Here is a 12,186-nt window from a genome sequence, read left to right on the forward strand (position 1 = left end):
GTACGAATACCAGGGCATCGACTACATCACCACGCTGGCGCGCTACTTCAAGCCGGGTGATGAAGTGCCCAACACGTCCAGCGAACAGGAGTCGTGGCTGCTGAAGGCCACCTGGCAGATCACCGACGACCAGCAGCTCAAGGCCACCTGGCGGCACACGCTTTCGCACTATGGCGAGATCATGCCCTCGCGCATCCTGTCCGCACCGGATTACGGGCGCATCCAGTGGCCGCTCAGCCGGGTCGATTCCGATGCCTGGAACCTGGAATACCGCTGGCAGCCGGCCGGCAGTCGTTGGCTCGACCTGCGCGCCAACCTGTGGCGAACCGAAACCAACAGCGATACCTACACCGCTGGTGGCTTCCCCAACTTCGCCTCGGGCAACCCCGATTGGGATTCCAGCCGCAGTCCGATCCTGCGCAACACCGCCCTGGCCAATGCCCGCAACGATCGTACCGGGCTGACCCTGAGCAACCGCTTCGGCCTGCATTCCACGCTTGACCTGACCGTGGGTGGCAACTGGCAGTACGAAACACTGCGCTCGGGCGATCCGTACTTCGGCGCAACCGACGGCTGGCGCATGTACCCACGCGCCGGCCGGCGCCAGGAAGGCGAGGGCTACCTGAGCCTGGAATGGCGGCCGGTCGAGTTCCTTACCCTCAACGCCGGTGTGCGCTACAGCCGCTACTGGGCGTTCGACGATTTCCTGCAGGCGCATCCGGAGCTGCTGACCCGCAGTGTCGGCAGCAAGGAGGCGCGCTACCGGGTCAACGAGCTGCCACCACGCCCCGCCAGCCTGCAGGGAGAGATCGATGCGATCGAATCGGAGCGTGAGTTCTGGGAAAGCATCGGCATGGGCTCGCTGGTCGACGACCTGCTGAAGAACCTGCTGAGCAAGTACGAAACGCCGGTGCCGGTGGAGCACAGCATCGCCTGGGCAGCGGATGCCGATGGCAACTACACGCGAGCCAGCAACCCGTGCCTCAACGGCCAGGTGGCCGCCATCCCCGGGCTGCTGCCGATGGTGCTCGGTACCGACCAGACCTGCCGGGTGCAGAACGCCGTGCAGGGGCAGGCGGTGCAGGCGCACAACAGCCGCCGCCGCGACCATGCCTGGCTGCCCACGTTCTCGGCCACCGTGCATTTCTCGCCTGCTGCGCGCCTGTATGCCCGCTACACCGAGGCCAAGCGCTTCCCCAGCATGTTCGAAAGCACCATCGCGTTTTCCAGCAGCCTCAATCCGCTGTATCCGCTCAAGCCCGAACACGCTTACAACTACGAGCTGGGTTATGTGCACAACCTCTCTGCGCTGTTCGACGGCACCGCCGATGCGGACGTAAAGCTCAGCTACTACGTACAGAAAACCCGCGATGTGATCGAGCGCGATGCGTACTTCCTGTTCGACAACATCGACAAGCAGACCCTGCGCGGCATTGAGCTGCAGGCGCGCTTCGACAACCGCCGCTTCTTCAGCGACCTGGGCATCGCCCGCACCCTTGAAAACGAAGTGTGCGACGAAAGCACCGCAGTACAGCTGGATGCCAACCGCGGCCTGGTGCCCAACTGCGTGCAGGATGGCTTCGTCGGTGGTTACTTGCTGACCCAGGCCGTGCCGAAGCTGTCGGTGAACCTGTCGCTGGGCACCCGCCTGTTCGACGAGCGGCTGGAACTGGGCAGCCGCATCATGCACTACCGGCGTCACCACAACCCGGACCTGCAGGCCTACCGCGACCGCTTGCTGGCCGGCGGCAGCAGCCTGCTGTGGCAGAACGTGCCGTTCACCTGGGGAAACATCACCACGGTGGATGCCTATGCGCGCTGGCGCTTCAACGACCACGCCAGCGTCGAACTGGTCGGCAGCAATCTCGGCAACCGCTACTACGTCGACCCGGCCACGCGCTCCACGCTGCCGGCGCCCGGTCGCACCCTCAAGCTCGCAGTCACCGCGCGCTTCTGACGCCTCACCGATTCAAGCGTTGTACCTGTAGTTCCCTCAATCCAAGGAGTTTTTCCATGAAAATGTTCTCCCGCTCCCTGCTCACCGTGGCCGCCAGCCTGGCCCTGGCCGGTGCCGCCCATGCTGCCGATATCGTCGGCGCCGCCAGCGCCGTCACCGATCCGCAGTTGAACGTCAATGTCGGCGAATCGCAGGTCAATGGTGGCCCGCACGTCGCTGGCAAGGCCKGCATCGGCGTCGGCACCGTGTCCGGTGGCACCCGCGTGGACTTCCAGGGCCTGAGCGCCTATTCGGCACCCACCACTGTCAACGGCACCACCGTGCGCACCCTGGCCATGCCGATCACCGGCACCCCGGGCAACCACGCCGGCATGGGCCACTTCAACTTCGTCAAGGTGGGCAGCGGCGATGTCTGGTTTGGTGAATGGTCCAAGGATGGCGCCGCCGGTGGCTTCAACAACCGCCAGGTCTATTTCGCTGGTGACCGTGCAGGCACCACGTTGCCGGCAGGCGTGGCCACCTACAGCGTGGCGGGCCTGAACAAGTTCAACGGCAGCAACCTGCTGACCGGTGCGTTCCGCGCCGACTTCGGTGCCGGCACCCTGCGCGGCCAGATCGCCGGTGGCGGCCTGACCGTGGGCGTCAACGCTGCCATCAACAGCGCCAATGCGTCCTTCGCAGGCACGGCCGTGGCCAACGGCTCGGTGTCGGGCAGCACCCAGGGCCAGTTCTTCGGTGCCAACGCCGCCACCCTGGCCGGCATCGCCACCTTCGCCGGCAACAGCCAGTACGACACCGCCTTCGGCGGCAGCAAGAACTGATCGCCACGCCCCTGACGGGGCAGGGCAGGGACAAGCCGCGATCCGCCAGTCCCTGCTTCGGCCTGCGATAGTGCTTCAACCGGATCGAACATGCGCCACCTTCTCTTTCTTGTCGTCCTGCTGCTGGCCTGGCCGCTCAACAATGCCCACGCGCAGCAGGATGACCTGCGCCRTGTGCTCGAACAGGGCAGCGAGCTGCGTCATCAGCAGCAGGACCAGCAGCGCCTGCGCCAGGCCGAGCACGAGCGACCGACCATCACCCTCGACGGCCAGCAGTACCGCGTGGAGCGCACTGTCGACGACCTCGGCCAGGCGCTCTATCTCGCGCTGCAGCACCAGCAATGGCAGGCCGCGGCCGCCTTCCTTGCCGAGTACATCGAACTGCCTGGCCACGATCCGCTGCTGCGCCACTACGCGCAGGGTGCGCTGGCGCGCGTGGGTGGTCAGCACGGCAAGGCCGCGGCCGAATACGAGGCCGTGCTCGCCGCGCAGCCGGACTTCCTGCCGGCGCGGCTGGAACTGGCGCGCGTGTATGCCGAAGACCAGCGCGACCGCGATGCCATCGCCCTGTTCGAGGCGATCGCAGCCGGCATCGATGGCGGCGACCCTGCAACGGCGGGCGTGCGTACGCGGGTGGACGGCTACCTGCAGGCCCTGCGTGCACGCCAGCGCTGGAAGGGTGGCATCGCCGCCGGCCCCGCCTGGAGCGACAACATCAACCGCAGTTCGGCCAGCCGCACCTGCCTGTTTGGTGACGGCACCACCTGCTTCATCGAACGCCGGTTGCCCGATGCACAGGCAGCGTTCGGCCTGGACTACGACGTCAGCCTGGAACGGCGCCTGCCGTTGGCCGGCCACCATGGGCTGTACCTGCGCGGCCTGGCGTTCGGCCAGGCGTGGCGTGGGCACAGCGACTACAACGAGCTCAATGCCAGCGTGCAGGCCGGCTACAGCTGGCGCAGCGCACGGCATACCTTGCTGCTGGCGCCCAGCTACGATTACCAGGGACTCGGCAACCACGCGCTGCAGGGCGGTGCCGGCATGCATGGCGAATGGCAGTTCGCCGCAGATCCGCGCAGCCTGCTGAAGCTGGAAGCCGACTGGAAACGCCAGCGCTATCGACAGCAGGGCGTGGCCAGCAACTACGACGGTGAACTGGCGGCGATCTATGCCACCTGGTTCCGCGCGCTCAACCCGCGCTGGACGGTGTTTGCCGGGGTCGACCTGAGTGACAGCAGCGCCGCCGATCCCGCCAACGGCTACCGGCAACGCGGCCTGCGCCTGGGCGCAGCGCGCCAGTGGAGCGGCACCACGGCCACGGTGTTCGTGTCGCTGCGTGAGCGTGACTACGATGCCTGGAGCCCGTTGCTGGAGGCGCGTCGGCAGGACAGCGAGCAGAACCTGATCGCCATCGTGCGCAGCGAGCGCCTGGCCGTGGCTGGGCTGGTCCCCAGCCTGAGCCTGCGTTACGCACGCATCGACAGCAACGTGGACTGGCTGTACAGCCACGACCGCAGTCTGCTGAGCCTGAAATGGGAACGGGCGTTCTGAGCCGTCGGGCGCGGCGCAAAGGGGGGGGCGCAGTCCATTAATCCCCAATTTGGCCAAATTGGGTATAGTGGCCACATATCCTTCCGCTGGAGCCGTGCCATGACCCTCCCGCTCGACCTGCCCGGCCTGGACAAGGCCCCGGCATCCTCGGTCAAGACCCGTGGCTGGCCCAGCCTGATGCGTACCGTGCGCGAGAAGCAGGCGCTGGTCATCACCAACCACAATCACCCCGAGGCGGTGATCGTGGACATCAAGACCTACCAGGAGCTGTTGGCCAGGGCCAGCGGCAGCGACAGCGAGGAGCGCAGCGACGTGCTGTCGCGCCTGCGCAGCGAGTTCGACCAGGCGCTGGCCGGGCTGCAGCAGGGTGAGGGGCTGGGCAAGGTGATGGGCAAGCCGATCCGCCGCGGCCACAAGGTCGCGCTCGGCCGTCCGCTCTGAATCATGGGGCGGATCCTGGCGTTGGCCGGCGTCAATGGCGCCGGCAAGAGTTCGCTGCTCGGCACCTGGCTGGAGGCCGACGGCCTGGGCTGGTACAACCCGGACAGCTTCACCCGGCGCCTGGTGGAGGCGGGCTGGCCGTTGGCCGACGCCAACGCCGAAGCGTGGCAGGAGGGCGCACGACGGCTGCGCCAGGCGATCGCCGACGGCAGCGACTTCGCCTTTGAAACCACCCTGGGCGGCAACACCATTCCGCGTCTGTTGCGCGAGGCCTGCAGCCAGCATGACGTGGCGATCTGGTTCTGCGGGTTGGCCACCGTCGAACTGCATGTTGCTCGCGTGGCGGCCCGCGTTGCCGCCGGTGGCCACGACATCCCGCAGGACAAGATCCGCGCACGCTTCGATTCCGCACGCGAGAACCTGTTGGCATTGATGCCGCACCTGGCCGAACTGCATGTGTATGACAACAGCGCGCCGGCCGATCGCTATGGGCGTGTTGCCCCCTTGCCGGTGCTGGCGCTGGATCGCCAGGGCCTGCAGTATCCGGTGTCGGTGGTGGAGCTGCTGCACACCCCGGACTGGGCCAAGCCCATCGTCATGCGCGCGATGGAACTGCATGCCGACAGTACGCCGCTTGCCGGCCCGCCTGTGCGATGATCCGAGCCCGCAGATTCATTGATCGAGGAACACGGATGTACGAGCGGAAGCACTGGCAGGCCACTGGCCTGCGCGCGCTGGTGGTGGCCATGGCATTGACGGTAGCGGCACCGCTGCTGGCCCAGGATGCAACGCCGGCCGATGCCAAGGTCGAGGCGCCGAACGAGCCGATGAGCTACGACAAGGCACGCCGCACCGCCGAGGCATCGCTGCGCCTGCACCCGGGCACCGACAGCCAGTACGACTACCGCCCGCTGTGGGCCGGCAATGCCGACCTCGATGGCGACGGCCGCCCGGAGATCGTCTATCTCTATACCGCGACCCAGACCGGCAGCGCGATGCAGCTCAACGAGCTGGTGGTGATGACCCCGCTGGCCGAAGGTGATGCGCGGGGCCAGGCCACGTCACCCGGCAAATCCGCCTATGACGACGAAACCTACGCGTTGATCCGCGCCTCGGGCTACGCCGATGACGCCAGCGTGCATATCCCCGGCGAAATGGAAACGATCACCATGGACGGTGACCGCATCCGCGTGACCTTCAACAGCACCCGCAGTTCGAAGCTGTGCGTGCGAGGCAAGGTGGCCTGCCCGCCGGAAGGTCAGCATGCCTGGGTGTACCGCTGGAGCCCGGGCAAGCTGACCCGCGCCGACTAGCCCTGTGCTGACGGCAGCGCCAGGCAATGCCTGGCGCCACCGCAGCCACTCAGGCCGGGGTCACCTGTTCCGGTTCGGCCACGTCCGGCAACGGCGGCAGGGCGCGGTCCACCGTGACCGGTGCATCGCTCTTCAACAACGCGGCCGCCTCCTTGTCGCAGCCCACGGCCGGCGGCGAACCGCGCAGCGGCAGGCCGGCGGTCTCCTTCACGAAGATCATCGTGATCAGGCCGATCACCGCCGCGCCCATCAGGTAGTAGGCCGGTACCAGCGGATCGCCCGTGCGTTCCACCAGCCAGGCGGTCACCAGCGGCGTGGTGCCACCAAACAGCGACACCGACACATTGAACGCAATGGACAGCGCGCTGTAGCGCACCGGCGTATAGAACAGCGCCGGCAGCGTGGACGGCATCGAACTGGTGAAGCACACCAGCGCCAGGCCCAGCAGCATCAGGCCAAGGAAGATCAGCCCGTCGTTGCCGCTGCCCACCAGCAGCAGGCTCGGCACCGCCAGCACCAGCAGCGCGATGCAGGCGCCGATGATCATCGGCCGCCGGCCCAGCTTGTCGCTGAAAAGGCCACCCACGATGTTCAACGGCATCATCACCAGCATCACGATGATGATCAGCAGCAGGCCCTTGCTCTCCGCATATCCCATGGTCACGCTCAGGTAGCTGGGCATGTAGGTCAGCAGCATGTAGTCGGTCACGTTGAACACCAGCACCAGGCCCATGCAGACGATCAGCTGGCGGCCGTGCACGCGGAACAGGTCGACCAGGCCGGGGCGCTCATGGTCGCGCTTCTCGGCCTCTTCGGCGAACGCGCGGAACGCTGGCGTTTCCTCCAGCCGCATGCGCATGTACAGGCCCAGCAGGCCGAGTGGGCCGGCCACCAGGAACGGAATGCGCCAGCCCCAGTCCAGCATCTGCTCGCTGCTCAACAGCATGTGCAGTGCAGTCACCGTACCGGCACCGGCGATATAGCCGCCCAGCGTGCCGAACTCCAGCCAACTGCCCATCAGGCCGCGGTTGCGGTCGGTGGAGTACTCGGCGATGAAGGTCGCCGCGCCGCCGTACTCGCCGCCGGTGGAAAAGCCCTGCACCACGCGGGCGAGCAGCAACAGCACCGGCGCCCAGATGCCGATGCGTTCATAGGAGGGAATCAGGCCGATGGCGAACGTACCCAATGCCATCATGATCATGGTAAAGGCCAGTACCTTCTGGCGCCCGTAGCGGTCGCCCAAGGGCCCGAAGACCATGCCGCCCAGCGGGCGTACCAGGAAGGCCACCGTGAACGTGGCGAACGCGGCAATCACCTGCGCGGTGGGATTGCTGGAGGGAAAGAACACCTGGCCGATGGTGACGGCAAGATAGCCATAGACACCGAAGTCGAACCATTCCATCGCATTGCCCAGTGCAGCGGCGCCGACGGCGCGCTTGAGCATGGGTTTGTCGACAACGGTGATCTCGTCGACCTTCAGATGGCGGCGGCGTTTGAACCAGCCGAAATGGGCATGGGCATCGGAGTTGTCCTGCRTGGGGACTCCCTTGGAAGAATGGAAATGGCGTTGGAATGGGCGGTACGAATGTCCCGGAATTCGGAAACGGCGATGCTGGCGCAGCAGGCGCAGGGGCATCGGATGGAAGACCCGGAAGGGGGCGAAAGGCGTGTGCGATGAAACGCCGCGCACGCAACACGCATTGCCCGCTGCCAGAACGCAGAGCGACATGCAGGACGAACGGATGGGTCCGATTACGTGTCAGCGCACGCGCGGGTGGGGCAGGCGCAGGGAACAGGCGGGGCAGGGCCCGCAGGCGTCATCCGCCGGGATCCAGCGCGAGGCGATGGAAAGGCGAGGGAGAGGCAATGATGGAAAGCGAAGCGCCGGTCGGCAGTGCTTCCCGCAGGCCAGCAACAGGTGCTGACGTGCAGTGGGTCGTGTCGATCATGCGTTCATGATAACGATTACAGTGTGAGCGTGCCGAGAATCGCGCCAGTACGAACGCAGCGTTCCATGTTGCCTGTTCATGCACATGACCCACGCACATCGAATGAACATGTTGTGCTCGCCTCGCTCACGCCCCGGCTTTTACGGTGGTCACGAACCAACGCAAGGAGTAACGCATGACCCGTCGCATTCCCGAAGGCACCCTGGTTATCGTCGCCGATGGTGGCTCGGCCCGCGTGTTCACCAACGTCGGCAACGAGCACAAGCTCACCCTGAAACAGGAAGGCGAGCTGCGCCTGCAGGACATCAGCGAACAGGGTGTGTCCGGTCAGGGCCCATCCGGTGCGGTGCCCAAGGACATGTCGATCTCGCAGCTCAACGAGGCGACCTTCGCCAAGCAGGTGGCCGAGCAGCTCAATGAAGACGCGCTCAACAACCGTTATGCGCATCTGGTGCTGATTGCCGATCCCACCACGCTGGGCCGCATCCGTCCGTTGCTGCACAAGGAGACGCAGTCTCGCTTGCTGGCCGACATCGCCAAGGATCTCACCAACGCGCCGCTGGAAGACATCCAGCGCACGCTGCAGGCGTAACCGGCATGCCCTTCATGCGTGACCCTGTGGCAGCCGAGCCGGCCCGCGCGGAGGTGGATGCGCAGGCCGGTTGGCTGTTGCTGGAATTCGGTGCACCGTGGTGCGGCCATTGCCAGGCCGCGCAACCGGCACTGCAGGCTTTCGTCGAGGCACACGATCTGCCGCACTGGAAGATCGAAGACGGCAAGGGCAAGCCGCTGGGCCGCTCGTTCCAGGTGAAGCTGTGGCCCACCGTGATCCTGTTGCGTGATGGCACGGAAGTGGCGCGCGTGGTGCGGCCGGTGGATGCGGCAGATCTTGCAACGCTGCAGAGCGCGCTGCCGGATTGAGTGGCCTCTTCAGTGGCCTTCATGGAGCCGAGCCACGCTCGGCTCATTTCCCCGGCGATGTCCGCTTCAATGCAGCGTCACCCGCACATGCTGCTCGCGCAGTTCATGCAGCAATCGCCGGCCATGCTGGCTCAACGCCATCATCGCCACAGTGATCTTCTGCAGGCTGTAGCCCGGGCGCAGATGCGCCTGCGGGTCGGCCGGTTCGTTCTCGCCGATCATCATCGCCATGCCCTCGGCGGTGTTCAGGGCGTGCTCGATGCGAAAGAACAGGGATTCCATTTCCGGGGTCAGGATGGGCGGTTCATGCGACATGCGATGGCTCCTTGAGGGGACGTGGCCACCGCAAGGGTGGCGGGCGGTGCGGGGTTGGAACTTCGGCTGAGCTCTGGGAAAAGCCGGAGGGCCATGCGGCCGCCGCGCACCGCCCGCCGTAGTCACGGCAAGCAGCTCCCAAAGCCCGTTTCGGGGTTCCACACCCGGCAGCGGTGTTCGCGCTGCGCGGATATCCTGCACACGCATTGGCGGTCTGTTCCACCCGGCACTGCATCTGAAAGTCTCCAATTACGGGCTGATTTTTTCTCGGTAGTGCCCATTCCGACAACCGCTTGCGCGTTCGCATCGAAATGGGCCCGCCAGGCTTGGCAGCATCCCTTCAATTCCAGTGTCGATCCATCCAATCGGTTGCAGATGCATGCGTTGAAGGCGGCATCCGCACTGCAGCATGCGACACCGTCACCCCGGTGCTAGGATCTGACCACCACCTGAATCGATCCAAATGCCGATGCCCACGCTGGACCGTCGTCTCCTGATCGCTGTCGCCGCCACGGCGATGTTCGCCTCCGGCCTGGCTGCGGCCGCCCCGGCCAAGACCGCCGCCGACAAGGCCTATGCCTCGGTCGATCCCTTTATTGGCACCGGCGGTGAGGGGCATACCTACCCCGGCGCAACGGTGCCGTTCGGCATGGTCCAGCTCAGCCCGGACACGCGCATCCAGCCGCGCGAGAAGGCCTACGGCTGGGCGGCGGGCTACCGTTACGACGACAGCAGCATCGTCGGTTTCTCGCACACGCACTTTTCCGGCACCGGTCATTCCGATTTGGGCGACATCCTGCTGATGCCGTTCACCGGCAACCCTGGCCTGGAGCGCGGCGACCCCGAAAAGCCACGCAGCGGTTACGCCTCGCGTTTCCGCCACGATGACGAGAAGGCCGAACCGGGCTATTACGCGGTCACCCTGGACGACTACAAGGTGYGCGCCGAGCTGACCACCAGCGCCCGCGTGGGCGTGCATCGCTATGCGTTCCCGAAGGGCAGCGAAGCCAAGGTGCTGCTGGACATGCGTACCAGCATGTATGACTACCCGGGCAAGATCCTGTGGTCGCGGGTACGCGTGCGTGGCGATGGCACCATCACCGGCTTCCGCGAGACGCGTGGCTGGGCCGCCGGCCGCCAGCTGTATTTCGCGATGCGCTTCTCGCGACCGCTGGCCAGCCACGCGCTGCACAACACCGAAAAGGACATCGTCTACAAGGGCTTCGCGCCCCCGGGCGAGAAGGACCCGGCGCAGCGCGCGCAGATCGAGGGGCGGCAGCTGGTGGGCACCTTCGACTTCGGCAAGCTGGATGCACCGCTGGTGGTGAAGGTGGCCATTTCGCCGGTCAGCGAGGCGGGCGCCATCGCCAACCTCGATGCGGAAGTGGCCGACTTCGATTTCGACCGTGTGCGCGCGCAGGCGAAGCAGGAGTGGACGCAGGCGTTGTCGGTGCTGGATATCGAAGCACCGGAACACGCGCGTCGCAGCGCGTACACCGCGCTGTACCACACGCTGCTGGGGCCGACGCTGTTCATGGATGCCGACGGCCAGTACCGCGGCGCGGACAACGCCGTGCACCAGGCCAAGGGCTACACGAACTATTCGACGTTCTCGCTGTGGGATACCTACCGGGCGCTGCATCCGCTGCTGACCCTGGTGCAGCCGGAGAAGCGCAACAGCGATTTCGTCAATTCCATGCTGGCCCATCACGAGCACAGCCCTTACGGCATGCTGCCGGTGTGGTCGTTCCATGGCCTGGAAGACTGGTGCATGATCGGCTACCACGCGGTGCCGGTGATCGCCGATGCCTACGTGAAGGGTATTCGCGGCTTCGACGCGGACAAGGCGCTGAAGGCGATGGTGCAGACTGCCAACTACGGCCCTTACGATGGCATCGCCCAGTACCGTGAGCTGGGCTACGTGCCGATCGACGAGGAGGGCGAAGCAGCCAGCAAGACGCTGGAATACGCGTTCGATGACTGGACCATCGCGCGCATGGCGCAGGCGATGGGCAAGGCCGATGTCGCCGCAACCTTCGACAAGCGCGCGGGCAACTGGCGCAACGCCTTCGACAAGGACACCGGCTTCATGCGTGCGCGCAAGCGCGATGGCAGCTTCCGTACGCCGTTCGACCCCAGCGCCAGTGGCTACGGCACCGACTACACCGAAGGCAATGCCTGGCAGTACTCATGGTACGTGCCGCAGGATGTGGCCGGCCTTGCCGCAGCGCATGGTGGCAGTGACAGACTGCTGGCGCGCCTGGATGAAGTGTTCAACGCGAAGGTCGATCCGGCCATCTTCGAGCACATGGAAGACATCACCGGCCTGATCGGCTGGTATGCGCATGGCAACGAGCCCAGCCACCACGTCGCCTACCTGTACTCGCATGCCGGCCAGCCGTGGCGCACGCAGGCACGCCTGAAGCAGATCATGGACACGCAGTATGCCGATCGTCCCGATGGCCTGGCCGGCAACGATGACGTGGGCCAGATGTCGGCGTGGTACGTGTTCACCGCGCTGGGTTTCTACCCGGTAGCGCCGGGCTCGGGCGAGTACATCCTCGGCCGCCCGTTCCTGCCGAAGACCGCAATGCGGCTGCCCAACGGCAAGACCTTCACCATCGTGGCCGAAGGACTGGACGACAAGCACACCTATGTCGGCAGCGTGACCCTCAACGGCACGCCGTTGCAGCGCACGTTCCTGCGCCACGATGAGATCCTGGCCGGTGGCGAGCTGCACTTCACCATGCAGGCCGAACCGAACAAGGACTGGCCGGGGCAGGGCGCGCAGGTACCGTATTCGATGAGCCGGTGACACCCACGGTAGCGCCGGGCCATGCCCGGCGGTTGAGGGGCGGCGCCAACCAAGGTTGGCGTCTACCGGAACCGCGCACACCGCATTGAGGCGCCCTTGGTAG

General features: G+C 65.9%; 11 protein-coding genes. 9 read left to right on the forward strand and 2 right to left on the reverse strand.

The window, feature by feature from the left end; all coding sequences use genetic code 11:
* The 6 genes from AC1DJN_RS16060 to AC1DJN_RS16085 form a co-directional block, all read left to right on the forward strand.
* Positions 1-1,957 (forward strand): TonB-dependent receptor domain-containing protein (locus tag AC1DJN_RS16060; RefSeq protein ID WP_478039468.1); only part of this gene is annotated, 1,957 nt, incomplete at its 5' end.
* A 56-nt stretch (positions 1,958-2,013) separates the two neighbouring features.
* Complete coding sequence (locus AC1DJN_RS16065) at positions 2,014-2,778, forward strand: Slam-dependent surface lipoprotein (protein ID WP_478039470.1); 765 nt, start codon at positions 2,014-2,016, stop codon at positions 2,776-2,778.
* Positions 2,779-2,868: 90 nt separating this feature from the next.
* Positions 2,869-4,329: a surface lipoprotein assembly modifier gene (locus tag AC1DJN_RS16070; RefSeq protein WP_478039473.1), complete on the forward strand. Its 1,461-nt coding sequence runs from the start codon at positions 2,869-2,871 to the stop codon at positions 4,327-4,329.
* A 99-nt stretch (positions 4,330-4,428) separates the two neighbouring features.
* Positions 4,429-4,770 carry a type II toxin-antitoxin system prevent-host-death family antitoxin gene (locus AC1DJN_RS16075; protein WP_025874396.1) on the forward strand — a complete coding sequence of 114 codons (342 nt, stop codon included), beginning with the start codon at positions 4,429-4,431 and terminating at the stop codon, positions 4,768-4,770.
* Between the two features lie 3 nt (positions 4,771-4,773).
* On the forward strand, positions 4,774-5,427 hold the full coding sequence (locus AC1DJN_RS16080; protein ID WP_099842614.1) for an ATPase: 654 nt from the start codon (positions 4,774-4,776) through the stop codon (positions 5,425-5,427).
* 35 nt (positions 5,428-5,462) lie between these two features.
* Positions 5,463-6,083, forward strand: coding sequence for a hypothetical protein (locus AC1DJN_RS16085; protein ID WP_313444657.1), 621 nt, complete (start codon positions 5,463-5,465; stop codon positions 6,081-6,083).
* Between the two features lie 49 nt (positions 6,084-6,132).
* Here the strand turns inward: AC1DJN_RS16085 and proP are convergent, their stop codons facing one another.
* Positions 6,133-7,680 carry a glycine betaine/L-proline transporter ProP gene (proP, locus tag AC1DJN_RS16090; RefSeq protein WP_478039477.1) on the reverse strand — a complete coding sequence of 516 codons (1,548 nt, stop codon included), beginning with the start codon at positions 7,678-7,680 and terminating at the stop codon, positions 6,133-6,135.
* 527 nt (positions 7,681-8,207) lie between these two features.
* Here proP and AC1DJN_RS16095 point away from each other — a divergent pair.
* A complete protein-coding gene (locus AC1DJN_RS16095) occupies positions 8,208-8,624 on the forward strand; it encodes a baeRF12 domain-containing protein (RefSeq protein WP_032974590.1) in 417 nt (138 codons plus the stop codon).
* A gap of 5 nt (positions 8,625-8,629) precedes the next feature.
* On the forward strand, positions 8,630-8,953 hold the full coding sequence (locus tag AC1DJN_RS16100; protein WP_442251783.1) for a thioredoxin family protein: 324 nt from the start codon (positions 8,630-8,632) through the stop codon (positions 8,951-8,953).
* 66 nt (positions 8,954-9,019) lie between these two features.
* Here AC1DJN_RS16100 and AC1DJN_RS16105 read toward each other — a convergent pair whose 3' ends face one another.
* Positions 9,020-9,268: a hypothetical protein gene (locus AC1DJN_RS16105; RefSeq protein ID WP_025874402.1), complete on the reverse strand. Its 249-nt coding sequence runs from the start codon at positions 9,266-9,268 to the stop codon at positions 9,020-9,022.
* A 463-nt stretch (positions 9,269-9,731) separates the two neighbouring features.
* Between AC1DJN_RS16105 and AC1DJN_RS16110 the strand changes: the two genes are divergently transcribed.
* Positions 9,732-12,083 (forward strand): GH92 family glycosyl hydrolase, encoded by a 2,352-nt coding sequence (locus AC1DJN_RS16110; RefSeq protein WP_478039475.1) that lies wholly within the window; start codon positions 9,732-9,734, stop codon positions 12,081-12,083.
* Positions 12,084-12,186: the final 103 nt, after the last annotated feature.

Source organism: Stenotrophomonas sp. 05L414_2 (genome assembly GCF_056397905.1).